Source organism: Falsiroseomonas oleicola (genome assembly GCF_019029495.1).
In the GTDB taxonomy this organism is placed as follows: domain Bacteria; phylum Pseudomonadota; class Alphaproteobacteria; order Acetobacterales; family Acetobacteraceae; genus Falsiroseomonas; species Falsiroseomonas oleicola.
The window spans coordinates 240,040-263,708 of record NZ_JAERQM010000006.1 but is presented as its reverse complement, the minus strand read 5'-3'; the positions used below and the strand labels follow the sequence as shown (position 1 = coordinate 263,708).

Annotated in this window: 25 protein-coding genes; 6 read left to right on the top strand and 19 right to left on the bottom strand. The window is 69.3% G+C overall.

Translation table 11 applies throughout. The features are described from left to right. From JJQ90_RS20085 to dctP, 9 genes are all read right to left on the bottom strand, one after another. The gene (locus JJQ90_RS20085; RefSeq protein ID WP_216878040.1) at nt 1–1,263 is read right to left on the bottom strand and encodes a CaiB/BaiF CoA transferase family protein; all 1,263 of its coding nucleotides are present in this window, start codon (nt 1,261–1,263) and stop codon (nt 1–3) included. After that, nucleotides 1,260–2,408 carry an acyl-CoA dehydrogenase family protein gene (locus JJQ90_RS20080; RefSeq protein ID WP_216878039.1) on the bottom strand — a complete coding sequence of 383 codons (1,149 nt, stop codon included), beginning with the start codon at nt 2,406–2,408 and terminating at the stop codon, nt 1,260–1,262. The genes JJQ90_RS20085 and JJQ90_RS20080 overlap by 4 nt, the downstream gene beginning before the upstream one ends. 58 nt (nt 2,409–2,466) lie before the next feature. Continuing rightward, nucleotides 2,467–3,849 (bottom strand): MmgE/PrpD family protein, encoded by a 1,383-nt coding sequence (locus JJQ90_RS20075; protein WP_216878038.1) that lies wholly within the window; start codon nt 3,847–3,849, stop codon nt 2,467–2,469. Continuing rightward, complete coding sequence (locus tag JJQ90_RS20070) at nt 3,846–4,730, bottom strand: polysaccharide deacetylase family protein (protein WP_216878174.1); 885 nt, start codon at nt 4,728–4,730, stop codon at nt 3,846–3,848. Before JJQ90_RS20070 ends, JJQ90_RS20075 begins: the two co-directional genes overlap by 4 nt. Before the next feature lie 58 nt (nt 4,731–4,788). Continuing rightward, nucleotides 4,789–5,541 (bottom strand): GntR family transcriptional regulator, encoded by a 753-nt coding sequence (locus JJQ90_RS20065; protein ID WP_216878037.1) that lies wholly within the window; start codon nt 5,539–5,541, stop codon nt 4,789–4,791. A gap of 61 nt (nt 5,542–5,602) precedes the next feature. Then, on the bottom strand, nt 5,603–6,286 hold the full coding sequence (locus JJQ90_RS20060) for a DUF2848 domain-containing protein (protein ID WP_216878036.1): 684 nt from the start codon (nt 6,284–6,286) through the stop codon (nt 5,603–5,605). Continuing rightward, on the bottom strand, nt 6,283–7,656 hold the full coding sequence (locus JJQ90_RS20055; protein ID WP_230410832.1) for a TRAP transporter large permease: 1,374 nt from the start codon (nt 7,654–7,656) through the stop codon (nt 6,283–6,285). The genes JJQ90_RS20060 and JJQ90_RS20055 overlap by 4 nt, the downstream gene beginning before the upstream one ends. After that, nucleotides 7,653–8,252 carry a TRAP transporter small permease subunit gene (locus JJQ90_RS20050; protein ID WP_216878035.1) on the bottom strand — a complete coding sequence of 200 codons (600 nt, stop codon included), beginning with the start codon at nt 8,250–8,252 and terminating at the stop codon, nt 7,653–7,655. The genes JJQ90_RS20055 and JJQ90_RS20050 overlap by 4 nt, the downstream gene beginning before the upstream one ends. Before the next feature lie 3 nt (nt 8,253–8,255). Continuing rightward, nucleotides 8,256–9,329, bottom strand: coding sequence for a TRAP transporter substrate-binding protein DctP (gene dctP / locus JJQ90_RS20045; protein WP_216878034.1), 1,074 nt, complete (start codon nt 9,327–9,329; stop codon nt 8,256–8,258). A gap of 485 nt (nt 9,330–9,814) precedes the next feature. Here dctP and JJQ90_RS20040 point away from each other — a divergent pair, with 485 nt between their 5' ends. The 4 genes from JJQ90_RS20040 to JJQ90_RS20025 are packed head-to-tail and all read left to right on the top strand — an operon-like array spanning nt 9,815 to nt 12,816. Further along, complete coding sequence (locus JJQ90_RS20040; RefSeq protein WP_216878033.1) at nt 9,815–10,327, top strand: VOC family protein; 513 nt, start codon at nt 9,815–9,817, stop codon at nt 10,325–10,327. A 10-nt stretch (nt 10,328–10,337) separates the two neighbouring features. Then, the gene (locus JJQ90_RS20035; protein WP_216878032.1) at nt 10,338–11,303 is read left to right on the top strand and encodes an ABC transporter substrate-binding protein; all 966 of its coding nucleotides are present in this window, start codon (nt 10,338–10,340) and stop codon (nt 11,301–11,303) included. Further along, a complete protein-coding gene (locus JJQ90_RS20030) occupies nt 11,300–12,070 on the top strand; it encodes an ABC transporter ATP-binding protein (RefSeq protein WP_216878031.1) in 771 nt (256 codons plus the stop codon). Before JJQ90_RS20035 ends, JJQ90_RS20030 begins: the two co-directional genes overlap by 4 nt. Further along, the gene (locus JJQ90_RS20025; protein ID WP_216878030.1) at nt 12,067–12,816 is read left to right on the top strand and encodes an ABC transporter permease; all 750 of its coding nucleotides are present in this window, start codon (nt 12,067–12,069) and stop codon (nt 12,814–12,816) included. Before JJQ90_RS20030 ends, JJQ90_RS20025 begins: the two co-directional genes overlap by 4 nt. On the opposite strand, the gene JJQ90_RS20020 is transcribed toward JJQ90_RS20025, so the two are convergent. Then, the gene (locus tag JJQ90_RS20020) at nt 12,813–13,955 is read right to left on the bottom strand and encodes an FAD-dependent oxidoreductase (protein ID WP_216878029.1); all 1,143 of its coding nucleotides are present in this window, start codon (nt 13,953–13,955) and stop codon (nt 12,813–12,815) included. The genes JJQ90_RS20025 and JJQ90_RS20020 overlap by 4 nt on opposite strands. Before the next feature lie 64 nt (nt 13,956–14,019). Here JJQ90_RS20020 and atzD point away from each other — a divergent pair, with 64 nt between their 5' ends. Beyond that, a complete protein-coding gene (atzD, locus tag JJQ90_RS20015; RefSeq protein WP_216878028.1) occupies nt 14,020–15,084 on the top strand; it encodes a cyanuric acid amidohydrolase in 1,065 nt (354 codons plus the stop codon). A gap of 3 nt (nt 15,085–15,087) precedes the next feature. Here the strand turns inward: atzD and JJQ90_RS20010 are convergent, their stop codons facing one another. The 7 genes from JJQ90_RS20010 to JJQ90_RS19980 are packed head-to-tail and all read right to left on the bottom strand — an operon-like array spanning nt 15,088 to nt 22,312. Then, the gene (locus tag JJQ90_RS20010; protein WP_216878027.1) at nt 15,088–16,095 is read right to left on the bottom strand and encodes an ABC transporter substrate-binding protein; all 1,008 of its coding nucleotides are present in this window, start codon (nt 16,093–16,095) and stop codon (nt 15,088–15,090) included. 14 nt (nt 16,096–16,109) lie between these two features. After that, nucleotides 16,110–17,027, bottom strand: a complete 918-nt coding sequence (locus JJQ90_RS20005; protein WP_216878026.1) for an ABC transporter permease — start codon at nt 17,025–17,027, stop codon at nt 16,110–16,112. Then, nucleotides 17,024–17,890, bottom strand: a complete 867-nt coding sequence (locus JJQ90_RS20000; protein ID WP_230410831.1) for an ABC transporter permease — start codon at nt 17,888–17,890, stop codon at nt 17,024–17,026. Before JJQ90_RS20000 ends, JJQ90_RS20005 begins: the two co-directional genes overlap by 4 nt. Then, a complete protein-coding gene (locus tag JJQ90_RS19995) occupies nt 17,883–18,665 on the bottom strand; it encodes an ABC transporter ATP-binding protein (protein ID WP_216878024.1) in 783 nt (260 codons plus the stop codon). Before JJQ90_RS19995 ends, JJQ90_RS20000 begins: the two co-directional genes overlap by 8 nt. Further along, nucleotides 18,658–20,991, bottom strand: a complete 2,334-nt coding sequence (locus tag JJQ90_RS19990; protein ID WP_216878023.1) for a xanthine dehydrogenase family protein molybdopterin-binding subunit — start codon at nt 20,989–20,991, stop codon at nt 18,658–18,660. The genes JJQ90_RS19995 and JJQ90_RS19990 overlap by 8 nt, the downstream gene beginning before the upstream one ends. Then, the gene (locus tag JJQ90_RS19985; protein WP_216878022.1) at nt 20,988–21,446 is read right to left on the bottom strand and encodes a (2Fe-2S)-binding protein; all 459 of its coding nucleotides are present in this window, start codon (nt 21,444–21,446) and stop codon (nt 20,988–20,990) included. Before JJQ90_RS19985 ends, JJQ90_RS19990 begins: the two co-directional genes overlap by 4 nt. Then, nucleotides 21,443–22,312, bottom strand: a complete 870-nt coding sequence (locus tag JJQ90_RS19980) for an FAD binding domain-containing protein (RefSeq protein WP_216878021.1) — start codon at nt 22,310–22,312, stop codon at nt 21,443–21,445. The genes JJQ90_RS19985 and JJQ90_RS19980 overlap by 4 nt, the downstream gene beginning before the upstream one ends. 136 nt (nt 22,313–22,448) lie before the next feature. On the opposite strand from JJQ90_RS19980, the gene JJQ90_RS19975 reads away from it, so the two are divergent. After that, the gene (locus tag JJQ90_RS19975) at nt 22,449–23,015 is read left to right on the top strand and encodes a nucleoside 2-deoxyribosyltransferase (RefSeq protein WP_216878020.1); all 567 of its coding nucleotides are present in this window, start codon (nt 22,449–22,451) and stop codon (nt 23,013–23,015) included. Here the strand turns inward: JJQ90_RS19975 and JJQ90_RS19970 are convergent. Then, complete coding sequence (locus tag JJQ90_RS19970; RefSeq protein ID WP_216878019.1) at nt 22,960–23,481, bottom strand: MarR family winged helix-turn-helix transcriptional regulator; 522 nt, start codon at nt 23,479–23,481, stop codon at nt 22,960–22,962. The genes JJQ90_RS19975 and JJQ90_RS19970 overlap by 56 nt on opposite strands. Beyond that, nucleotides 23,478–23,666, bottom strand: coding sequence for a hypothetical protein (locus tag JJQ90_RS19965; RefSeq protein ID WP_216878018.1), 189 nt, complete (start codon nt 23,664–23,666; stop codon nt 23,478–23,480). Before JJQ90_RS19965 ends, JJQ90_RS19970 begins: the two co-directional genes overlap by 4 nt. Between the last annotated feature and the right edge of the window lie 3 nt (nt 23,667–23,669).

The following is a 23,669-nucleotide window of genomic DNA, read 5'->3' as shown; positions in this document are numbered from 1 at the left end:
CTAGACCGCTCCCCATGCGCGCAACTGCGCGATCTCCGCCGCATCATAGCCCGCTTCCGCCAGAAGCGCCGCGCTGTCCGCGCCATGGCCGGGGCCTGCGCGGCCGGGCAGGCGCTGGCCGTTCAGGTGAATGGCATTGGCCACGACCTTGAGATCGGGCCGCGCCGGATGCGGCAGTTCCAGCACGCCGCCACGGTCGCGGAAATACGGATTGTCCAGCGCCGCGCCCAGCCCGAGCACGGGCGCGACCGGCACCTTTCCCGCCAGCAACGCCACCCATTCGGCGGAGCTGCGGCCGCGCATGATGGGATCGAGTTCCGCCATCAGCGCGTCCCGATTCGCCAGCCGCGCCTCAAACCCCTTGAAGCGCGGATCGGTGAGCAGCGCGGGCGCGCCGGCCAGCTCGGAAAAGGCGCGCCAGAAGCCGGGCTTGATGCACATGACGAAGACATGGCCATCCGCCGTCGGCAACATCTCGCAGGGCACCACGGAGGGGTGGCCGCCACGCGGCCGGCGGGCGACCTCGACGCCATCATTCAGATACCAGGTGGCGAGGTAGGTCAGGTTCTGCATCGCCACATCGTAGAGCGATACATCCAGGTCGCAGCCACGCCCGCTGGCGCGCGCGCCCATCACCCCGGCGAGCAGCGCCATGGCGGCGGTCAGGCCTGACAGGAAATCAACCAGCGAAAGCCCGGCGCGGGCCGGCGGCGCCTCCGGCTCGCCGGTCATGGCGCAGAAGCCGGCCTCGGCCTGGGCGAGGTAGTCATAGGCCGGCCAGGCGGCGCGCGGGCCGTCGCGGCCATAGCCCGAGAGATGCACACAGACGACGGCGGGATTGACCCGGGACAGTGCGGCATGGTCGAGGCCGAGCTTCGCAGGCAGATCGCCGCGCAGATTGTTCAGCACCGCATCCGCATCCCGCACCAGCCGGTGCAGCACATCCCGCGCGCCGGGCTTGCGGAGATCCAGCGTCAGGCTGCGCTTGTTGCGGTTGAAGGACTGGAAGTACTGGCTGTCATTCGCGCCCAGCGCATGGCCGCCGGTGTGGCGTGCGATGTCGCCGGGCAATTCGCCCTCGATCGCCGGCTGTTCCACCTTCACCACCTCCGCGCCCAGATCGGCGAGGTTCATGGTGGCGAAGGGGCCGGCGCCGAACTGCTCGAAGCTGATGATCCGCAGGCCCTTCAATGGCAGTGGCGCCTGGCGGGGCCGATTCAGACCTTCGCGGCCTTCGCCGCTGCGGTCATCGGACCCGCTCACGCCGGATTCCGCTCGATCATCTGCTTGGCGATGATGATGCGCTGGATCTCGTTGGTACCCTCGCCGATGCACATCAGCGGGGCGTCGCGATAGTAGCGCTCCACATGGTATTCCTTGGAATAGCCATAGCCGCCATGGATGCGCAGCGCCTCCAGGCTGTTCTCCACCGCGGCCTCGCTGGCGAAGTATTTCGCCATGCCGGCCTCCATGTCGCAGCGCTGGCCGGCATCGTAGATGCGCGCCGCGTCATAGGTCAGCAGCCGCGCCGCCTGCACCCGCGTCGCCATCTCCCCGAGCTTGAGCTGGATCGCCTGATGCTCGCAGATTGGCTTGCCCATCGTCTTGCGGATCTGGCTGTAGCGCACGGAATCCATCAGCGCGGCGGAGGCGAGGCCGCAGCCGCGTGCGGCGACATTGATGCGGCCCAGTTCCAGCCCGCCGAGCGCGGTCTGCAACCCCTGGCCCTCGATGCCGCCGATCAGATTGGCGGCGGGCACGCGATAATCCGAGAAGACCAGCTCGGCGCTGTCGATGCCCTTGTAGCCGAGTTTTTCGAGCTTCTTGGAAACCGTGAAACCCTCGCCCTTCGGCGCCAGCAGCATGGACATGCCCTTGTGGCGCGGCTTGGCCTCGCTATCCGTCTTCACCAGCAGCGCGAAACAGGAGCCATGGATGCCGTTGCTGATCCAGGTCTTGGTGCCGTTGACGATGTAGTCGTCGCCATCGCGCACGGCGCGGGTGCGGATGGCCTGGAGGTCGGTGCCGCAATCCGGCTCGGTCAGCGCCAGCCCGCCACGGATTTCGCCGCTGGCGAATTTCGGCAGCCATTCCGCCTTCTGCGCCTCCGTCCCCAGGCGCGACACGCAGGCGGCCATGATGAGGTGGCTGTTGAAGATGCCGCTCAGCGACATCCAGACTTCCGCGATCTTCTCGACGATCTTGGCATAGACGGTGGCCGACAGGCCGAGCCCGCCATATTCCACCGGGATGGTGGCACCGAACAGGCCCAGCTCCGTCATCTGCGCGACCATCTCGGCGGGCCATTCATCCGCATGTTCCAGCCGCAGCACATGCGGCCGCACATCCCGGTCCAGCCACTTCGCGATGCTGTCGAGAAGGGCGGCCTCTTCCTCATGCATATCCATGGCGGCGTCTTCCCTTCCAAACTTGTCCGGACAAATTAGGGGGCGATGCCGCCTGTCGTCAATCGGTTCCGGCCAGCAGGGCCACGATTGCCGCCACATCCGGCAGCGTCTCGATCCGCGCCACCAGGTCGCGCAGGGCCACGGCGCGGCTCTCCGGCACCGGTGGCACGGCGTGGCGGCAGCAGCGGAAGAATTTTTCCTCGTTGTCGGCGGCGGAAAGCGCCATCTCCGGATGGCCGTAGATGCGGGGCAGGGTGATGGCGTGGCGGGCGCCGGAGGCCAGGCGCACTTCCACGACCTGCGGGTCCAGCGTGTTTTCGTCGGTGTTGCCATCCGGCTCCAGCCGCACCTTGGCCGCATGGCGGTGTACGTCCGGATCGCGCAGCGCGGCGCCCCGGAAGTCCGGCACGTCGCACCGCCCCTTGGCGAGGAAGACGCCGGCGACGAAGGGCAGGCAGAGCTTGGCGTAGTTGGAGGTCGGGTCCGGCACATTCGGCCGTCCGACCAGCCGCAGCACCAGCGGCGGCGCCCGGCACACAACCTCGGCCACCTCATCCGCCGTGAAGCCGTGCTGCGCCATCAGGTCGCGCAGCCCATGCACCACGCCATGGGTCAGCCGGCCGGAGGGGAAGGGTTTATGGGACAGTTTCTCGATCTGCCATTCGCGGCCCAGCGCCGCCGTCACCCGCTCCGGATGCACATCCGGATCGATCAGGGAAAAATAGCCGTAGCGGCCGGTGAAGACATCCAGCGGCCCCTGCATGCCGGCCGCCGCCAGGTCGCAGGCGGCGATGGCGCCGCGGGCGTTGAAGCCGATCTGAAGTCCCAGCAGCGGCGAGCCTTCCAGATGCGCCTGGAGATTGCCGCTGGTCTGCCCATACATATGACCGAAGGCGCTGCGCGTGGTGGCGACATCGAAGCCGGCAAGGTTCGCGATGGCCGCCGTGGCACCGAAGCCGCCCGCCGTCGCGGGGCGGAAGAAGCGCAGCGCGGAATCCGTCGCCACGCCGAGCAGCCCCGCCAGATCGACGCCCACCGCCATGGCCGTCAGGAAACGCGCGCCGGAAACCGGCCGGCCCTGCGCCGCCTCCCGCTCCGACCAGGCGAAGATGGCGGAGAGCAGCGTCGCCATGGGGTGGACCACCGCGCGTTCATGCACGCAGTCGAATTCCAGGCAGTGGATCAGATAGGCATTGACGATGGCGGCCGAGCCGGCGGACATGCGGCGCCCGCCGAGCCAGGCGGTGGCCTCGTCGCCCGGCCCCCATTGCTGCGCCAGGTCCAGCACCGTCCGCACATTCGCCCCGCTGCTGCCGGCGATGCCGACGCCGAGCGTGTCCAGCAGGAAGGTTTTCGCCGCCGTCACCACGCCGGGTGACAGATCCGAAAGGCGCACCCGCACCGCATGTTCGGCGAAGGCCTGGGCGAGATCGTCGCTCATCGTGCGGCTGGCTCCACGGGTGGCGGGGTCTGGGCGGCGAAGGCGCGGGCGATCTGCGCGCGCGTGGCGATCCACACATCCGGCTTCCTGCGCGCATGCTGGAGGAACCTGCCGAAGGCGCCGATGCGCCCAGGCCGGCCGATGATGCGCAGATGCACGCCGAGCGACATCATGCGCGGTGCCGTCGCACCTTCCTCATACAGCACCTCGAAGGTCTCGATCGCATAGTCCAGCCATTGCTGCGGCGTGTAGCCCGGCGCCAGCCAGAACTTCATGTCGTTGCTGTCCAGCGCATAGGGCAGGATGAGGATGGCGCGCGGCCCGTCCTTCGTCTCCACCACATCCCAGCGCGGCATGTCGTCGGAGAAATCGTCCATGTGATAGAGGAAGCCTTCCTCCGCCAGCGTGGTGCGCAGCCGCGGGGAATGCAGGTAGCGGGAGAGCCACCCCACGGGGCGGGTGCCGGTGGTGCGGGCGATGCTGTCCACCGCCTTGCGTACGAAGTCGCGTTCCCGCGCCTCGTCATAGGAAAACTGATGCACCCAGCGCCAGCCATGGCTGCAGGCCTCATGCCCGCCGGCGGCGATGGCCTGGCCGATCTCCGGTGCGCGTTCCAGCGCCTGGGCAGCGGCGGTGAAGGTCGCCGTCACCTCATGCTTGGCGAGCTGCGCCGCCACCCGTGGCCAGCCGGCGCGGATGCCGTAGAGGTAGTTGGACTCATTGGCATAGTTGCGGATCGGGATCTTCAGGGCGACGCCCAGCTCATCCACCGGCTCCGGCCCCTTGTCGCCGTCCCGCACCGACATCTCGGCGCCTTCCTCGACATTCACCACGACGGAGAGGGCGAGGCGGGAATCCTGGGGCCAGGGCGAGAGGGGCATCGTGTCCACCTATGTTGTCCGGACAAATCCTAGACCAGAAGCGCCGCGCGTAAACCCCTCAACCTTCGCCGCGCCGCAGCCGCATCGCATAGGTGAAGCGTTCTGCCGGATGCCAGCTTCGCGACAGCAGCAGCGTCGCGCCATCGGTGCCGAGGTAGCGGCGGACGAAGCGCATCCCCACCTCCCGCCTCTTGCGGCCCAGCGCGGTGGCGATGCGGCTGGGCAGGGGGCCGGCGCTGATTTCCTGCACCACCTCCGCCACCTCCACCCCGAAGCGGCTCTCGATCATGGCGTAGATGGCGCCGCGTTCCGGCAGGGCATTGGCGATGGCGGCGAAGCGCGGATGGATGAAGACCTCCGCCGTCGCGATGGCGCCGCCATCCTGGCCAATGCGCAGGCCCTGAAGATGCAGCCAGGTCTCGCCCGCCTCGGCGGGGATCAGCGCCGCATCCTCCGCGCCCAGCGCCGCCATGCGGCGGTCGCGGATTTCCAGCCGGGTATCGGCGGCATATTGGAAGAGCGATTCGATGCTGCGCAGCGACTGCACCGTGCCGCCCGGCGCTTCCCGCGCCACCACCATGGTGCCGGCGCCCTGGCGGCGTTCCACCAGCCCGGCCTCCACCAGGCGGCGCAGCGCCTCCCGGATCGTGTGGCGGGAGACGCGAAGGCTGTCGCAAAGCTCCGCCTCGGTCGGCAGCAGTGCACCGACCGGGTACTGGCCTTCGGCGATCGCCTCGCGAAGCTGCTGCTCGATCTGCGCGTAGAGGGGGCGGCTCAGAGCCGTGCCTCCTGGCCCGTTCGCATGATGCACTCCTTCCGCCCTGTGGCGGAAGGCTAGACCTTCCGCCTTGTCCGGACAACCGGGCAGGGGATCAGGCGATGACAGGAAGTTCCGCCACCCGGTAGGCGTGGCGCAGGCTGCGGCCCAGCACCGGGTCGTGCAGTTCCATGGCGAAATGGCTGGAGGGCCGGATGCCGCCAATGGCGCCCAGCGTGCCGCAGAACATCAGGGTGCCGGGCGGCAGGCCGGGGCCGCCGGGGCGCCGCGCCAGCAGGTCGCGCGGATGGCGCAGCGCGGCCAGGCTGCCCTCCTGGTACAGCACGGCCTCGCCATCGATGGTCGCGGTGGCGCGCAGGATCAGGGAATCCCAATGCGGCTCCACCTCCTCCAGCCGCCAGAGATCGCGGCCCACCGGCTTGCCGCACATCTGCTTCGACAGCGCGATGCCGATGGCCTCCGCCTTTCGGTCCGTATGGTCGGAGCCAAGCCCGACCCAGAGCCCGTCGGCGAGGGAGAGCAGCACCGGTTCCACCTCGCCGGAGGAATCCGGCCCCAGCACCTCCAGCACCTCGGCCTGAGTCAGATTGGCCGCCGCGGCGCGGTAGTAGACCGGGACGGAGGAGGGCGGCGGCACGCCGATCGCCGCCAGCTCCTCGATATGGTGCCGCACCGCGGCCTCATCCCGCGCCGCCCAGCCGGCGATGACCAGGGCGTCGGGGGTGAGCGATATGCGGTCGCTGCCGGCCATGCTGTGGCGGGTGAAGCTGAGCCTCATGGCCCGACCGCGCCGGGCAGCCAGAGCGCGATGCCCGGCATGACCATCAGCAAAGCGATGGCCAGGATATAGACTCCGACGAAGGGCAGCACGCCGACGAAGACATCGCCGATGCCCCGCCCATCCTTCCGCAGCCCCTGAAGCACATACAACACCGTGCCATCCGGCGGGCTGATGAGCGCGATCTCCACCAGCATGGTGACGACGACGCCGAACCAGATCGGGTCGTAGCCCAGCGCCACCACCACGGGAAAGATCACCGGGATGGTGGTGATGATCATGGAGAAGCCCTCCATGAAGGTGCCGAGCGCCAGGTAGAAGCCGATGATCAGCGCCATGATGACCCAGGCCGGCAGCGGCAGGCCGGAGACGAGCGCCGACATCATCTGTGGCACGCCGAGCAGGGTGATGATGTAGTTCAGCACATAGGCGCCGAGCAGGATCAGCCCGATCATCGCCGTGTTGCGCGCCGTCGCCTCGGCGCAGGCATGCAGCATGCGGAAGGAGAAGCGGCGCTCCACGATGGCGATGACGATGGCCGCCACCACGCCGAGGGCCGCCGATTCCGTGGGCGTGGCGAGCCCGGCATAGATGGTGCCCAGCACGATCAGGATGAGGATGATGGTCGGCAGCAGGTCCACCAGCCCGCGCAGTTTGACGTCGAGCGGAATGCGCTCCCCCGGCGGTGGCGCGCTTTTGCGGTTCAGCAGGATGACGCCGATGAAGGCCAGCATCACCAGGATGCTGGGCCCCACCGCCGCCAGATACAGCGCGCCGACCGAGGTTTCGGTGATCAGCGCATAGATGATGAAGGTGATACCCGGCGGAATCAGGTTGCCCAGCGCGCCACCCGCCGCCAACGACCCCATCACCATCTTCGGATCATACCCCTTGCCCTGGAAGAAGGGCATGGCGACGGAGCCCATCGTCGCCGCGGTGGCAACGGAGGAGCCGGAGATGGCGGAGAAGACGCCGGAGGCGACGATATTGGTGTGCAGCAGCCCGCCCGGCATGCGGTCCAGCCACAGGTTCAGCGAGCGATACAGCCGTTCCGACAGCCCGGCCCGCAGCAGGATCTCCCCCATCAGCAGGAACAGCGGTACGGCGACCAGGACGAAGGAGGAGGAGGGTCCCCAGATGGTCTGGCCGAGGAAGGTCCAGAAGGGACGGTCGGAGAAGGCGAAGCCGGCCAGCAGGCCCAGCACGCCGAGCGCCGCGCCGACATAGATGCCGGCCGCGAAGAAGGTGATGAAGACACCCAGCAGCAGCAGCACGCCGGTCCAGGGAATCTCCGGCCCCTGGCTGACGCCCGTCATCGACAGAACAAGGAAGACGCCGATCAGGACGACGATGAAGACAACGGCGATCATCGGCGCGCCTCCACCTCGGCCAGGGCATCGAGCGCTTCCTGTGCTTCCTCCACATAGCCGCGGGAAGACAGGTTGCGTTCAAGCTGGGACGCCTGGCCGGACAGGGCCAGCAGCAGGTTCTCGAACAGCATGGTGGCGATCTGCACCAGGAAGACGATCAGGCCGAAGGCCCAGAGACCCTGCGGGATGGCCAGCGGGGTGCGCAACAGGCTGATGTCCGTGGCGCCGAACAACAGCGACTCATCCACCAGGTCCCAGGCCCCCTTGGCGACGAAGGCCATCATGATGCCCAGAAGCAGAAGGGACAGAAGATGCAGCCAGATGCGCATCGGCTGGGGCATCCGGTTGACCAGCATGTCGATGCGGACATGGCTGCGCGTGTTCAGCGCGTGGCCCAGGCCCCAGGACAGGCCGAAGGCCAGCATATAGCCCGTGATCTCCGTGGTGGACTGGGTGCTGAAGCGGAAGATCGACCGTGCCAGCACCTCGAAGGTGATGAAGAAGGCGCAGAGCACGAAGCCCCAGCCGGCGGCGAGGCCCATCAGCGAGGACAGCGCGCCAACGGCGCGCCGCAGGCGGGTGGCGACGTGCAGCATGCCCTATTGCGCCGTGTAGCGAACGCCGGAGATCGGCGCGACGACGCGATTGTAGGTCTCGCCACAGGCGGCGCCGCAGCGCCGCACGAAGGCGGGCAGCACGTTGTTGGTCAGCACATTGCGCAGTGTCACCAGATCCTCCGGCGTCGGGCGTGTCACCGTCATCGGGCGCGCCTCCACAAGCCGGCCGATGGAGCAGTTGGCGCGCTGGCCGACGTTGCAGGCGATGCCGTCCTCTGAGGCTTCGTCACCCAGCTTCCACTGCGCATCGACGACTTCGGCCATGACCTGCGTCAGCAGCTCCCGCGCCGGCGCATCCAGGCGGTTGTACCAGGCGAGGTTGACGAAGTAGCCGTAGGTCGACCAGGCTACTGGCAACGCATACATATGCGTCGTCACCTCGTACCAGCGGGCCGCATTGCCCGAGCCCGTGCCGGTGATGGCGCAATCCACCACGCCGCGTTCCAGGGAGGGATAGACCTCCGGGAAGCCGATGCCGACGGCCTGGCCGCCGATGGCGCTGACGAAGTCGTTGATGCTGCCGCCGCCGGTGCGGATTCGGCGACCGCGCAGCGCCGCCAGGCTCTCCGCCTTCTCACGGCAGAACAGCACCTGGGCGGGGTAGGGGGCGACGCCCAGCAGCCGCACGCCGAAGCGTTCCAGCGCCCGGTTCATGTCGGGCAGCAGCGCCTCCCCGATCTGGCGCGCCTGCTGGATCGTCGGGTTCAGCCCTGCAAGATCGGCCATGTCGAGCAGCGGCACGTCGCCGGCCACCGTGTTCAGGGGCGCCGCGCCGATCTCGATCTGGCCGGAACGGGTCAGGCGGATCAACTCCGGCCCGTTCAGGTTGCGCTCGGGCCATGTGGCGATGGTGACGCGGAAGCGGCCGTTGCTGCGCTGCTGCAGGGCATCGCGCAGCAGGGGCACATCGACGCGGGTATATTGCGGCTGCTGCGGGTTCGGCTGCGTCACCGCCTGCAGATTGATCGGCGCCTGTGCCGAGGCCGCGCCGGCGAACAGTGCCGCGCCCATCGTCGCGCCGAGCAAGGCGCGCGCCCATGTCGTCCGCTTTGTCATGATGTCCCTCGTTCCCTGTTCCTGGTCGCCGCGCGAGATGGCGCGACGCGTTGGCTGTTGTGCAGACACGTCACCAGCATCGCGCCCCGGCATGCCGGCGATGGCAAGCCGCGGGTGTGCCGTGAAGCCGTGGGCGGCCGATGATGTATGTCCTGTCATTTATCCATCACGCGCGAGCCGGCGCGCGGCGGAGACATCCACGAATGGGTCTCGGCGGCGGGCGGCAGGGCGTCGGGCATGCGGCTTCAATCCCTCTCGCGAGATTGGGATGATGACGAAGCTGGCGCAGTTCGCAATCGTCAATCTGACGGTCGCATGTGGTCGTCCGGACAAATCTGCTGCGTCCCGCGCCAGTTGCGGGGATGACCATGCCCAGGCTGTGGTCAGCCCCCGCCGGAGGCGACGTATTTTCGGTCGGGTCCTCATGCCGGTCGAAGTGGCACGACAGTTGCTTGAAAATTCCCCGCATCTCAGCCGGAGCGGCGATGACGGAGCCTTCGGACAATGCGGCAGTCACCGCCGGCCTGTTCCACGTGGCCGTGAAGACGAACGACCTGGCCGCCACGACTGCCTTCTACACGCGCGTCATCGGGCTGCGCCCGGTGGCGCGGCCGGATTTCGGCTATCCCGGCGCCTGGCTCGCCGTGCCGCTGCCGGGCGGGGCCGCCATCCTGCACATCTATGCGGGCGGCCCGGCCCTGGGGCCGGAGGGACGGGCACCGACCGGCACCGGTGCCATCGACCATGTCTCGCTGAGCTGCCACGGATATCACGCCTACGTCGCGCGGTTCCGCGCGGCAGGACTGGACTGGCGGGAATTCCTCGTGCCCGGCACGCAGCTCTGGCAGCTCTTCGTCCACGACCCTTCCGGCCTGCAGCTGGAACTGACCTTCGACGGCGCGGCGGAACACGGCGCGCCACCGGACATGTCCGAGGGCCGACGCTACGTCGCCGGCGCCAGCTTCCATGACCCCGCCGCCTATCCCACCTTGTCCTGAGGATGCGCCCATGATCCGCCGCCGCAAGCTGCTGCTCGCCGCCCTCGCCACGCCTGCGATCGCGCAGGCCCAGGCGGCCGACCGTGTCCGGGTCGCGGTCTTCAACGTCTCCTCCGCGCTGCCCTATTATGTGGCGGTCGAGCGCGGGTTCTTCGCGGCAGAGGGCATCGAGGCCAGCGCCGTGCCCTTGCAGGCGGCGCCGCTGATCGTGCAGGCCATGGTCTCCGGCGATGTCGAGGCCGCGTCGAACCTGGTGACGCTGGAAGGCGCCAATATCAACAGCCGGCGCGCCAATACCGCCGTCTACATCGCGCTGAACGGCCAGAATGCGCGCTACCAGATGGAGCAGTTCATCGTCCGCCCACAATCCACGGCGCAGAGTCTCCGCGACCTGAAGGGCGCGCGCATCCTCTCCGCCCCCGGCCCGGCCAATCTCTCCGCCGCACGCGCCGTGCTCGCGGCAAATGGCTTGCAGGAGGGGCGCGACTACACGATCCAGGAACAGCAGATGGGCGTGCATGTCGGTGCCCTGGCCGCCGGCACCTTCGACGCGGCCTATACGCTGGAGCCGGTCGCCACCATCGCCGAACGCGCAGGTGCCGCGCGACGGCTGGAGGCGGGTGTGATCGCCACGCATCTGCTAGGCCGGGCGGAGGCACAGGCCTTCGCCGCCGGCGCTGCGCTCACCGGCAAATTCCTTCAGGAGAAGCCGGATGTGGCGCGCCGCTTCGCCAGCGCCTGGTCGAAGGCCTGCGCGCTGATCACCTCGGATGCCGCCAGCGTGCGGCCGCTGCTGGTGCAGCATATGCAGACCTCGGCGGAGTTGGCGCCGACGGTGCCCCTGGTGAACTTCGTCATGGTGCGCGACCTCTCGCCGCAGGACCTTGCCGATTTCCAGAAGTTCGTGGATCTCGCCGTGGCGCAGGGCGTGGTGCGCAACGCCATCCCGGTCGGCAGCTTCCTGCGCGCGTTGTGAGCCTGACGCCGCGGGAGACCGCCATCACCATCCGCGGCCTGCGCAAGGCCTTTGGCGGGCAGCCGGTCTATTCGGGCTTCGACCTGGATGTGAGACGCGGCGATATCCTTGCCATCTTCGGCCCGAATGGCTGCGGCAAGTCCACGCTCATCAACATGGCGGCGGGGCTGCTGCCGAAGGATGGCGGGGATATCCTGTATGACGGGCGCGAGGTTTCGGAGATCCGCGTCGGCTACGTCTTCCAGAACTATCGCGAGGCGCTGTTCCCCTGGCGCCGCGCCGCCGACAATATCCGCTACCCGATGCGACGGATGGGGCTGGCCCCCGCCCAGGTGGAATCCCGCCTGCAATCGCTGGCGGAGCGCTTCCGGGTGCGCTTCGACCTGAACCGCTACCCCTATGAGCTCTCGGGCGGGCAGCAGCAGCTCGTCTCCATCATGCGGGCCCTGGCGGTGGAGCCGGAGGTGCTGTTCCTGGACGAGCCCTTCTCCGCGCTGGATTTCGAAACCACCCTGTCCCTGCGAGACCTGCTGCAACGCGTGCTGAAGGATCTCGGTGTCACCACCATCCTGGTCTCGCACGACCTGGAGGAATCCATCGTGCTCGCCGACCGGCTGCTGATGCTGACCCGCCGGCCGACCACGGTGGCCGATGACGTGCCCATCACGCTGCCCTGGCCGAGGCAGGCGGAATCACTGGCCGCGCCCGACTTCATGGCGCTGAAGGCGCGCTGCCTGGATGTGTTCCAGCGCGCGGTGGCGGCATGAGGGCGCTGACCGCGCCGGTGCTCGGCGCCATCGGCTTCGTGCTGCTGTGGCAGGTGGCGGTCTGGCTGCGCGTCGCCGACCCGATCCTGCTGCCGCCACCCGCCGAGGCCTTCTCCGAGACCTGGCGCGGCTTTGCGAGTGGCACGCTGGCGCATGACACCTGGCGGACCGTGCAGCGCACCGGGCTGGCCTTCCTGATCGCGACCGCGATCGGCGTGCCGCTGGGGGTGGCGCTGGGGGCGCAGGAGAAGCTGTATCGCGGCGTGGAGTTCATCGTCGATTTCTTCCGCTCCACCCCGGCCTCCGCCCTGTTCCCGCTGTTCCTGATCCTGTTCGGACCGGGGGAGGGCACGAAGATCGCGGTCGCGGCCTTTGGCGCGGCGCTCGTCATCCTGTTCAACGCCGCCTATGGCGTCATCAATGCGCGGCGCACCCGCGTGCTGGCCGCGCGCATCATGGGCGCCTCCGGTCCGCGCATCCTGGTGGATGTGCTGATCTGGGAGGCGCTGCCGCAGATCCTGGTCGGCATGCGCAGCGGCATTTCGCTGGCGCTGGTCATCGTGGTGGTGGCGGAGATGTTCATCGGCTCCACCGACGGCCTCGGCCATCGCGTCATCAATGCGCAGATGCTGTTCGAGAGCGGGCTGATGTATGGCGTGATCTTCGTGGCTGGCGCCCTCGGCTACCTGCTGAACCTCGCTTTTCTGTTGATCGAAAAGCGCTTCGTGCATTGGTCCGGCCGCTAATCGACCTCCGTGTAGAGCCGCCGCAGCCTCCCCAGAAACTCCGGCCCCATCTTCTTCCGCGTGCCGGCCACCACATCGGCCGGCGGCAGCAGCGTGTCGGAGGCGGCGAGCGAAAAGTCCCGCACGAAATCGACCCGCGCATCACGCGCCGCCGCCACAGCCGCGGCATCGCCGCCCGCGCGCAGCACGCGCGCCGCCACCACGCCGCATTCCACCGCCTGGGTCGCGCCCTGGCCGAGCGTCGGCACCATGGCCTGCGCCGCATCGCCGAGGAACAGCGCGCGGCCACCCAGCGCATGGCGCAGCACCGGCACGGTGGCCGAACGCGCCCAATGGATATCCGGCAGATGCGCCGCGATCCTGTCCAGCATCCAGGCCACGGCCGGGCAGGGCGCGCCCTCCGCCGGCGTGAACAGCGCCCGCTGCGCCTCGGCGGTCTTCATCGCCTCCGGGATTTGCCCCTCAACGGGCAGGGGAAAGGTGCCGGCGATATAGACGGCGCCGCCCGGCACCCGGAAGGACAGCAGACGGGCATTGCCGTTGAACCACTGCCCGTAATCGTCATAGGGGCAATCCGCCGCATCGGTCACCAGCAATCGCCAGATGCAGACGCCGAGCAGCGTGCCCTCCGGCTCCCCGGCCGCCAAGGCACGGAGCCGGCTGTAGCGGCCATCGGCCCCGACCAGCAGGTCGAAGCCGCCCTCGCGCCGCAGACCCTCGGCGGTGCGGAACACCGGCACCATGCGGCCGGCGGCATCCTCCTCCAGCGCTTCCAGCGCGTGCCCATTGCGCGTGCAGCCTGCCACGGGGGCGCGCAACAGCCGGTAGAGCTCGGACCAGCGGATGCGCAGCCCCGGCTCCTCCGCGACATCCCGCATGTCGAGGTCGAACAGCCGCGTGCCATCGGTCAGGTCCACGAACCAGCGGTGCCAGGGCAGGGAGGCCTCGCGCAACGCCGCATGGCGCGCCGGCATGTGCAGCCGCAGCGCCTTCAGGGCGTTCGGGCCGATATTCAGCCCTGTGCCGGCCTCCGCCTGGTCGCCCGGCGCCACACGCTCGAAGGCGGTGACGTCGAAGCCGGCGAGCCCCTCCGCCAGAAGGCTGCCCGCGACGCCGGTGCCGATGATGCCGATGCGCATGAAGTCTGTCCCGTGATCCCCGCGAGGCGGTGCAATCGCCGCGCCAGGGCATTATGCTCCCGCCATGCCCAGCCTCGCCATCCACCGCCTGCCCATGGCCCATCCGGGTGATATGTCGGCAGTTGCCGCGCTGATTGCGGCCGGGACCCTGCGGGCGGGGGATGTTCGCGCGGTGATCGGCAAGACCGAGGGCAATGGCGGGCTGAACGATTTCACGCGCGGCTTCTTCACCCAGTCGCTGATGCTGCTTCTGGCGCGCGAGACGGGGGAGTCCGTGGCGACGCTCACCGCGCGGATTCCCTGCGTCCTGTCGGGCGGGACGGAGGGGGCGCTCTCGCCACATTACCTGGTCTTCGCTGTGGATCGCGCTGTAGCTGGTCCGCGCGGCCTGGCGCTCGGCACGGCCTTCAGCCCGCCGACTCCCGCCAGCGAGATCGGACGCGATGCGCAGATCGCCGCCGTGACCCAGGCGGTGCGCGATGCCATGGCCGATGCCGGAATCACGCGGGCGGAGGATGTCGCGCTGGTGCAGGTGAAGGCGCCCTGCGCCCAGGCCCCCGGCGCGGAGGCCCGCAGCAGTGACCCGCGCCTGCTGATGGCCTTGTCCCGTGCCGCCGCCGCGCTTGGCGTGGCGTTGGCGCTGGGTGATGTGGCGGAGGCCGGGGAGGGCGACCTTCTGCGCGATCTGACCAAATATTCCAACCGTGCCAGCATCTCCTCCGGCATCGAGGTGGTGGCGAATGAGGTGGTGGTCTTCGGTTATGCCGAAGGCTGGGCGCCCGGCCTGACCGCCGGCGTCGCGCCGATGGCGGACCTTCTGGACCTGCCGGGCGTGGTCGCCGCCTTCCGTGCGGCCGGGCTGCCCGCCGATCCCTCCGTGCCCGCCGACCAGCGCCATCGCGTGCTGGGCGTGATCGCCAAGGGCGAGCCGGAGAAGGCCGGGCATATCCGCGGCGCCCGCCACACCATGCTGGGCGACACCGACCTCGATGCGCAGCGGCACCTGCGCGGCGCGCTGGGCGCCATCGTCGCCAGCGTGGCCGGGGACGGGCAGGTTTTTGTCAGCGGCGGGGCGGAGCATCAGGGGCCGCCGGGTGGCGGCCTCGTCTGCGTTTTTGCCCGGGGCTGAAAACTACCGCGCGGCGTCCACCACCGCATGGCTCCAGGCGCCGGTCGGCGCACGGGTGATGACCGGGGATTCACCGCCGGAGGAGAGCAGGGTCTGCACCGTGCGCTCATAATCCGCGGGGTCCAGGCGCCCACCGGCCGTCGTGTCCAGCAGCTTGGCGATCTCGCCCATCATCCGGCGCTGATGCGCCTCCGTCTGGGCGCCGGAGGCATCATTGTCCAGCACGATCGCCGCCGCCGCATCCGGGTTCTGCCGCGCCCAGTCCCAGCCCTGCATGGAAGCGCGGACGAAGCGGCCCATGCGCGCCACGAAGGCCGCGTCGGTCAGGCGGCTTTCCAGCACATAGAGCCCATCCTCCAGCGTCGCGACGCCCTGGTCGGCATAGCGGAAGACGGTGAGCTGGTCGGGCCGGAAGCCGCCATCGATGACCTGCCAGTATTCGTTGTAGGTCATGGTGGAGACGCAATCCGCCTGGCGCTGCAGCAGCGGGTCCACGTTGAAGCCTTGGCGCAGCACCCGCACACCCTGCGGCGTGCCATTGGTCGGCAGGTTCAGCCGCGCCATCCAGGCGAGGAAGGGATATTCGTTGCCCGAGAACCAGACGCCGAGCGTGCGCCCGCGAAGATCGGCCGGGGTGCGGATGCCCGTCTCCGCCCGGCAGGTCAGCATCAGGCCGGATTGCTTGAAGGGCTGGGCAATGTTCACCAGCGGCACGCCGCGTTCCCGGCTGGCGAGGGCCGCCGGCATCCATTCCACCACCACATCGGCGCGATTGCCGGCGATGACCTGGGGCGGGGCGATGTCCGGTCCGCCCGGATTGATCCGCACATCGAGGCCGGCCGCGCGGTACATGCCGCGCGCCTGCGCCACGTAATAGCCGGCGAACTGCGCCTGGGTGACCCATTTCAATTGCAGCGTCACACGCTCCAACCCCTGGGCTTGCGCCTGCGTCGTCGCGCTGCCCGCCAGCAGGCCGAGCCCGACCAGCCCCGCCAGTATCGTCCGTCGCATCCCGTTCTCTCCTGCTATCCGTTGCGCACACTGGGGTGCCAGAAGGTGGCGGCGCGCTCCGCCAGCGCGACCAGCCCGTAGAATGCCGAACCCGCCACCGCGGCGACAATGATTTCCGCCCAGACCAGGTCGAGCGCCAGCTTCGCGGCCTCCGTCGTGATCCGGAAGCCCATGCCCATGGTCGGGCTGCCGAAGAATTCCGCGACGATGGCGCCGATCAGCGCCAGCGGGGCGTTGACCTTCAGCGCGGTGAAGATGAAGGGCAAAGCGGCCGGCAGCTTCAGCAGCCAAAGTGTTTGCCCCGCGCTGGCGGCGTAGCTGCGCATCAGGTCGCGCTCCAGCGCCCCGGCGGCGGCCAGCCCGGCCACGCTGTTTACCAGCATGGGGAAGAAGGTCATGGCGACGACGACGGCGGCCTTGGACTGCCAGTCGAAGCCGAACCACATGACCATGATGGGCGCGATGCCCACCACCGGCAGCGCCGCGACGAAGCTGCCGAGCGGCAGCAGCCCGCGGCGCAGGAAATCCACCCGGTCCGCCAGCAGCGCCAGTGCGAAACCGGCGCCGCAGCCGATCGCATAGCCGGCCAGCACCGCCTTCAGGAAGGTCTGCCCGAAATCCTGCCAGAGCAGCGGGGCGGAGACCGCCATGCGCGCGGCGATGGCCGAAGGCGCCGGCAGCAGCACCATCGGCACGCCGAAGCCGACGACCAGCACTTCCCACAGGGCCAGGGCGCTCGCGCCGAAGACAAGCGGGGCGGCGAGGCCCGCAAGCCCCTCGCCGGGCGCATCACCGAGCCGCTGCACCAGCCAAGCGGCCAGCAGCGCCATGGCGCCAGCCCCCAGACCGATGCCGGCAGCGCCCGCATGCGCCGCCACCATCAGCCCCGCGAAGCCGGCGGCGACGACCACGGCCAGCAGGCCGGTCCTCATGCCTGCACGCCCATGCGGCGCGCCACAGCACGCTCCGCAATTCCCAGAAATCCGACCAGCGTGGCGGAGACCAGCGCGGCCATGGCCAGGGCGGACCAGATCTGCAGCGTCTGGCCGAAATAGGACCCCGCCAGCAACCGCGCGCCCAGCCCCGCCTGCGCGCCCGCCGGCAGTTCCGCGACGATGGCGCCGACCACGGCGGCGGCCATGGCCACTTTCAGCCCGGCGAAGAGATAGGGCAGGGAGGCCGGCAGGCGCAGCTTCCAGAAGACTTGCGCCCGGCTGGCCGACCAGGTGCGCATCAGGTCCAGCGCCATGGCGTCCGGCGCCCGGAAGCCCTTCACCATGCCGATGGTGACGGGGAAGAAGCAGAGATAGGCGGCGATGATCGCCTTGGGCAGCAGCCCCTCCAGCCCCAGCGTGCCCAGGGCGACAATGACGATCGGCGCCAGCGCCAGCACCGGCACGGCCTGGGAGGCGACGATCCAGGGCATCACGCTGCGTTCCAGCGCCCGCAGATGCACGATGGCCACCGCCAGCACCACGCCAAAGCCAACACCCATGCCGAAGCCGGTGAGCGCGGCGGAGAGCGTGACCCAGGCATGATGCACCAGGCTGCGGCGGGATGTGACGGGCAGCGTCACCGTCGTGCGCCACAGTTCCCCGATGATCTGGTGCGGCGCCGGCAGCAGCGGGCGCGGCTGCGCCAGGGTCAGCCGGATCATCTCGGTGAGGTCCGGCGTGGCGCCGGCCCGCGCCTGGGCATCCGCCACCAACTGCCAGTTCATCCAGACCGCGCCGAGATACCAAAGCACGACCAGCGCCGCGCAGACCGTCAGCACCGGCAGGACGGACCTAGACATCATAGGCATGGCCCGCCCGCAACCCATCCCGCACGCGCTGCGCGATGCGCAGGAATTCCGGCGTCTCGCGGATTTCCAACGGCCGGTCCGGGCCGAGGTCGCAGGGCACGATATCCGTGATCCGACCCGGCCGAGGCGACATCACCACGATGCGGGTGGAGAGGAAGACCGCTTCCGGAATCGAATGCGTCACGAAGACCACCGTCTTCCGGGTCGCCGCCCACAGCTTGAGAAGCTGTTCGTTCAGATGATCGCGGACAATCTCGTCCAGCGCGCCGAAGGGCTCGTCCATCAGCAGCAGTTTGGGCTCGATGGCCAAGGCGCGCGCGATGGAGGCGCGTTGCTGCATGCCACCCGAAAGCTGCCAGGGAAATTTGCGCTCGAAGCCGCCGAGATTCACCAGGTCGAGTTGCGCCTTCGCCCGCGCCGCACGTTCGGCGCGCGGCACGCCCATGATCTCCAGCGGCAGCATGACGTTGCCCAGGATGGTCCGCCAGGGATAGAGCGCCGGCGCCTGGAAGACATAGCCATAGTCCCGCGCCAACCGTGCCTGCGCCGGACTGCGGCCATTCACCGCGATGCTGCCGGACGTGGCGCGCTCAAGGTCGGCGATAACTCGCAAAAGTGTGGTCTTGCCGCAGCCGGAGGGGCCGATCAGCGAGATGAACTCGCCCGGCGCGATGTCGAGATCAACGCTGGACAGCGCATGTACCGGCCCGTCGCGCGTCTGGAAAACCAGGGAGAGGTCGCGCGCGGCGATGACGGATTCAGCCACCCTGGGTGATCTCCCAAAGCCGCGAGGGTCCCAGCGGCATTTCGCGGATTTCGATGCCCTGCGCCGGCAGGTCCAGCGCGTCCTCGATCGCCTGGGCGAACAGCGCGCCGACGGGAATCGCGCCGGCCTCGCCCGCGCCCTTCACACCGAGCGGGTTGAGCGGGGAGGGGGTGACCGTGTGGTCCAGCCGCATGCGCGGCACGTCGAGCGCGGTGGGGATCAGGTAGTCGGCGAGGCTCGCATTCAGCAACTGGCCTTCGGAGTCCCATTCCAGCTTCTCGAAGAAGGCATTGCCGATGCCCTGGGCAACGCCGCCGTGAATCTGCCCGGCCAGGATCAGCGGGTTGATGACCGTGCCGCAGTCATGCACCACCACATAGTCCAGGATGGTGGGCTTCAGCGTGGCGCGGTCGATTTCCACGAGCATCGCATGCACGCCGCTGGCCGTGGCGCCGCTGGCGGGGCCGAAATAGCTGGTGGCCTCCAGCCCCGGCTCAGTGCCCGGCGTCACCGCCCCGCGCATCGGGTTCGCCAGGCCCGCGAGTTTGCCGAGGGTGATGGCGTGGTCCGGAACGCCGGCGACATGCACCTTGCCATCGGCGAGAACCAGATCCTCCTCCGCGCATTCGAAATGCGCTGCCGCGGTCTTCAGGACTTTCTGGCGCACCACCTTCGCCGCCTCATGCGCCGCGCTGCCGGCGACGACGGCGCCGCGACTGGCAAAGGTGCCGACGCCCCATTGGAACTGGTCGGTGTCGCCCGTCACCACCTCCACATCGCGGATATCGACGCCGAGCTGTTCGGCGACGACCTGGGCGAAGGCGGTGGCATGGCCCTGGCCCTGGCTGCCGATGCCGGTGACGAGGCTGACCTTGCCGGACCCCTGCACCTGCACCCGCGCACCCTCATAGGGGCCGATGCCGGTGCCCTCCACATAGCAGACCAGGCCGATGCCGAGCGCGCGGCCCTCGGCACGTGCCGCCGGCTGCACGCGCGCCAGGAAGTCGTCATAGCCGATGGCGTGCAGCGCCTTGTCGAGGATCGGTTCGTAATTGCCGCTGTCGTAGCTCAGCCGGGAAAAATCCTGGTAGATCACGTCCTGGTCGAAGGGGAAGGCATCGGGCGCGATGAAGTTGCGCCGGCGTATCTCCGCGCGATCCAGCCCCAGCGCCCGCGCCGCCATGTCCAGCAGCCGTTCCATTACGAAGACGCCGTGCTGGCGTCCGGCGCCGCGATAGGGCGTGACCAGCGTGCGGTTGGTGAAGACTGCGGTGAACAAGCTGTCATAGGCCGGCACCACATAGCAGCCGAGCAGGGTGCATTGGCTGTTCAGCGGCACCGTCAGCCCATAGGGGTCATAGGCGCCGGTGTCGTGCAGGAAGACGTCCCGCACGCCGAGGATCTTCCCTTCCGCATCCAGCGCAATTTCCGCGTCGTGGATCTGGCTGCGTTCGTGGGTCGTCGCGAAGAAATGCTCCAGCCGGTCCTCGATCCACTTCACCGGCCGGCCGAGGCGCATGGCGGCCCAGGGGATCAGCACCTCCTCCGGATAGAACATCATCATCTTCGGCCCGAAGCCGCCGCCGATATTCGGCGCGACCACGCGCACCTGGCGCTCGGAGAGTCCGAGCATGGCAGCGAGGCCATTGCGGATGACGACAGGCGCCTGGGTGGTGTCCCACACCGTCAACCGGTCCGCGCGCGGGTCCCAGCTCGCCACCACGCCGCGTGTCTCCATCGGGATGGAGGCGCCGCGGTCGTAGATGAAGCGCCGCTTCAGGACGAGATGCGCCGCGCGCGCCGCCGCCGCGTAGTCGCCGCGCGCCTGATGCACGCGGGCGGCGATGTTGCTGTCCAGATCGTCATGCACCAGCGGCGCATCGGGCTGGAGCGCGGCTTCCAGATCGCCGACCGCCGGCAGCGTCTCCCATTCCACCAGGATGTCGCCGACGGCGTCCTCCGCGATATAGCGGCTTTCGGCCAGCACCATCACCACCGGCTCGCCGACATGCCGCGCCGTGTCGCGCACCAGCGGCACCTGGCAGCGCTGGTGGAACACCATGCCCGGCACGGGCGGTGGCGGCACCAGCAGCGGGCCGGGCTGCCAGTACTCGCCGAGATCGGCCGCCGTCACCACCGCCACCACGCCAGGGCGGGCCTTGGCCGCCTCCACATCGATGGACAGAAGCCGGGCATGGGCATGCGGGCTGCGGAAGAAGGCGACATGCAGCAGCCCGGGCAGCTCCACATCATCGACGAACAGCGCCTCGCCCCGCAGCAGGCGAGGGTCCTCGTTGCGGGTCAGCGGGCGACCGAAGCTGGTCATGCCGCGGCGACCCGCAGCACCGCATCGACGATGTGTTGGTAGCCGGTGCAGCGGCACAGATTGCCCGACAGTGCTTCCCGGATCTGCGCCTCGTCCGGATGGGGGTTCTCGGCCAGGAAGGCCGTCAGCGTCATCAGCATCCCCGGCGTGCAATAGCCGCATTGCAGGCCATGCGCGTCCTGAAACGCCTGCTGCAGCGGGTTGAGCTTGCCGGGTCCCGGCGCCAGGCCTTCGACCGTGCTGATCTCATGCCCCTCCGCCTGCACCGCGAAGGCGAGACAGGATCGCGCCGGCTCGCCATCCCACAGGATGGTGCAGGCGCCGCAGACGCCGTGCTCGCAGCCGACATGGGTGCCGGTCAGGCCGATCTCATGGCGCAGGAAGTCGCTGAGCAGCAAACGCGGCTCGACATCCCGTGTGTAGCCCACGCCGTTCACCCGGATGGTGATCTTCATGCCGCACGCTCCGCCGCCAGACTCAGGGCACGGCCGACCAGCACGCCCGCAAGATGGCGCTGATAGGTGGGGGAGGCCTGGACGCTGCCCATCGGCGCGATCTCCGTCACCGCCAGGGCGGCCGCCTCTGCAAAGCTTTCGGCATTTAGCCCCCGCCCGATCAGGGCTTCGGAGGCCCGCGGGGCCGCCATAGGCGTCGGACCTGCGCTGCACAGCGCGATCCGCGCTTCGGCGCAGCGCCCATCCGGCCCGCGCCGCAGCACCGCCGCAACGCCCATCATGGCGTAGTCGCCGCGCCGCCGCGCCACTTCCAGGAAGGCAGTCCCGCTGCCGGACGGCAAAGGCGGGATGATGACCTCGGCCAGCATCTCATCCTCCGCCAACACCGTCGCCAGCGGCCCCAGAAAGAAATCCGCTGCCGCCACGACCCTTTCCCCGCCTGCTCGTCGCAGCCGGAACCGCGCATCCAGCGCCAGCATCACCGCCGGCATCTCGCTGGCCGGATCGGCATGGGAGAGGTTGCCGCCCAGCGTCCCGCGCGTGCGGATCTGCGGATGCGCCACCTCCGCCAGCGCCTCCACCAGGATCGGCACCCGCGCCGCCACCGCCGCATCCCGCTCGATTCGCCGGTAGCGCGCCATGGCGCCGATGCGCAGCGTGCCATCTGCGTCGAACTGGCAAAAATCCAGCGCGGCCACCCGGTTGAGATCCACCAGCACGGCCGGCTGTGCCACCCGGAAATTCATCGCCGGCACCAGGGACTGCCCCCCGGCCAGGAAGCGCGCGGCCTCCCCATGCCGGGCCTTCAGCGCCAGCGCCGCCTCCAGGCTGTCGGGCGCCTGCCATTCGAAGGGGCCCGGCTTCACGCGGAGATTCTCATGCCTCAAGCCTGCCAGAAGCCCCCGTGACCGGGCCAGAGGCCTTTTCCGCCACGGCCCGCCATCCCGGCGCGGGACTGCCCAACGCTTGCGCGCTGTGCGCGCCGCATGGTCAGCTTCGTCCATGCCACTCGCCTATCTCGCCGGACCCGATGTCTTCCTGCCCGATGCGCCGGCCCAGGCCGCCCGCAAATCGGCGATCTGCGCCCGCCACGGCATCACCGCCTTGCCGCCGCTGAACGAGGATGTGGCCTCCCTGGCCAGCATGGCGGAGGCCGAGGCCTGGCGCGTCATCTTCGCCAAGGACCTGGCGATGATGGAACGCGCCGATCTGGTGATCGCCAACCTCACCCCCTTCCGCGGCGCCTCGGCCGATGCCGGCACGCTGGTGGAACTGGGCTGGTTCCTCGGCCGGGGGCGGCCGATCTTCGCCTATTCCAACAGCGCCACACCCTTCGCCGCCCGCAGCGCCGCGCTGCTCGCGGCGGTGCCGGACCCGATGTCGGGGCTGACGGTGGGCGGCTTCGGCCTGCCGGACAATCTGATGATCCCCGGCGCGGTGGAACAGGCCGGCGGACTGCCGGTCTTCCTGCCCGAAGCCGGCCAGGACCTGCCCTTCGATGCGTTGGAGGTGTTCAGCCGCTGCGTGGCAGCCGCCGCGCGGCGGCTCGGGCTTTCGCCGCCGGGGTAGCATGGGGCGGGGTAGCGGGGGCGGGCTCGGCCAGGTTGGCGCGGGCGCGGCGCAGCAGGCTGAGCAGGGTGTCCACCTCCGCCTCCTCCATGCCGACCAGCGCCTCCGCGATCACCGCCTTGGCCTCGGGCAGCAGCGCTTCCCGCAGGGCGCGGCCGGTGTCGGTCAGGTGGATATGCACCTTGCGGCGATCGGTCTCGCTGCGTTCCCGGACGATCCAGCCTGCCTCCTCCATCCCGCGCAGGGCGATGACGGCGGTGGGTTCCTGCATGCCGATGCGCTGCGCCAGCTCCCGCTGGGTCAGGCTGTCCTCCTCCCAGAGCACGCGCAGGAAGTACCAGGCGCCGAGCGTCGCACCGCTGGGCTGGATACGCGCCTGCAGGTTGCGCTGGATGGCCCGGTTCAGGTCGCGCACCAGGAAGCCGAGGCTTTGCTCGAAGGGCAAAGCCGACTCACGATCGTTCATGACTTACGCGGTCGATTCGCCGCCGCCGTCAGGGTGGCGATCATGTCCTGCTCGGCCGCCGCTGCGCTGCTGTAGCGCGGCGCGGTGCTGACGAAGGGGGTCGGGGACTCAGCCGGCAGAAAGACTTCCAGGAAAAACAACCCGCTGGCGGCATCCTGCTGCGCCTCAATGCGGAGCGTCGGCATGTC

What these genes read in the sequence shown, in the direction of transcription:
- JJQ90_RS20010 (WP_216878027.1), bottom strand. Translation starts at nt 16,095, where the DNA reads ATGCGACGGACGATACTGGCGGGGCTGGTCGGGCTCGGCCTGCTGGCG.
- JJQ90_RS19985 (WP_216878022.1), bottom strand. Translation starts at nt 21,446, where the DNA reads ATGAAGATCACCATCCGGGTGAACGGCGTGGGCTACACACGGGATGTC.
- JJQ90_RS20070 (WP_216878174.1), bottom strand. Translation starts at nt 4,730, where the DNA reads ATGCCCCTCTCGCCCTGGCCCCAGGATTCCCGCCTCGCCCTCTCCGTC.
- dctP (WP_216878034.1), bottom strand. Translation starts at nt 9,329, where the DNA reads ATGACAAAGCGGACGACATGGGCGCGCGCCTTGCTCGGCGCGACGATG.
- JJQ90_RS19970 (WP_216878019.1), bottom strand. Translation starts at nt 23,481, where the DNA reads ATGAACGATCGTGAGTCGGCTTTGCCCTTCGAGCAAAGCCTCGGCTTC.
- JJQ90_RS20050 (WP_216878035.1), bottom strand. Translation starts at nt 8,252, where the DNA reads ATGCTGCACGTCGCCACCCGCCTGCGGCGCGCCGTTGGCGCGCTGTCC.
- atzD (WP_216878028.1), top strand. Translation starts at nt 14,020, where the DNA reads ATGCCCAGCCTCGCCATCCACCGCCTGCCCATGGCCCATCCGGGTGAT.
- JJQ90_RS20055 (WP_230410832.1), bottom strand. Translation starts at nt 7,656, where the DNA reads ATGATCGCCGTTGTCTTCATCGTCGTCCTGATCGGCGTCTTCCTTGTT.
- JJQ90_RS20020 (WP_216878029.1), bottom strand. Translation starts at nt 13,955, where the DNA reads ATGCGCATCGGCATCATCGGCACCGGCGTCGCGGGCAGCCTTCTGGCG.
- JJQ90_RS20060 (WP_216878036.1), bottom strand. Translation starts at nt 6,286, where the DNA reads ATGAGGCTCAGCTTCACCCGCCACAGCATGGCCGGCAGCGACCGCATA.
- JJQ90_RS20005 (WP_216878026.1), bottom strand. Translation starts at nt 17,027, where the DNA reads ATGAGGACCGGCCTGCTGGCCGTGGTCGTCGCCGCCGGCTTCGCGGGG.
- JJQ90_RS19990 (WP_216878023.1), bottom strand. Translation starts at nt 20,991, where the DNA reads ATGACCAGCTTCGGTCGCCCGCTGACCCGCAACGAGGACCCTCGCCTG.
- JJQ90_RS20025 (WP_216878030.1), top strand. Translation starts at nt 12,067, where the DNA reads ATGAGGGCGCTGACCGCGCCGGTGCTCGGCGCCATCGGCTTCGTGCTG.
- JJQ90_RS20080 (WP_216878039.1), bottom strand. Translation starts at nt 2,408, where the DNA reads ATGGATATGCATGAGGAAGAGGCCGCCCTTCTCGACAGCATCGCGAAG.
- JJQ90_RS19975 (WP_216878020.1), top strand. Translation starts at nt 22,449, where the DNA reads ATGCCACTCGCCTATCTCGCCGGACCCGATGTCTTCCTGCCCGATGCG.
- JJQ90_RS20035 (WP_216878032.1), top strand. Translation starts at nt 10,338, where the DNA reads ATGATCCGCCGCCGCAAGCTGCTGCTCGCCGCCCTCGCCACGCCTGCG.
- JJQ90_RS20040 (WP_216878033.1), top strand. Translation starts at nt 9,815, where the DNA reads ATGACGGAGCCTTCGGACAATGCGGCAGTCACCGCCGGCCTGTTCCAC.
- JJQ90_RS20000 (WP_230410831.1), bottom strand. Translation starts at nt 17,890, where the DNA reads ATGTCTAGGTCCGTCCTGCCGGTGCTGACGGTCTGCGCGGCGCTGGTC.
- JJQ90_RS20075 (WP_216878038.1), bottom strand. Translation starts at nt 3,849, where the DNA reads ATGAGCGACGATCTCGCCCAGGCCTTCGCCGAACATGCGGTGCGGGTG.
- JJQ90_RS19965 (WP_216878018.1), bottom strand. Translation starts at nt 23,666, where the DNA reads ATGCCGACGCTCCGCATTGAGGCGCAGCAGGATGCCGCCAGCGGGTTG.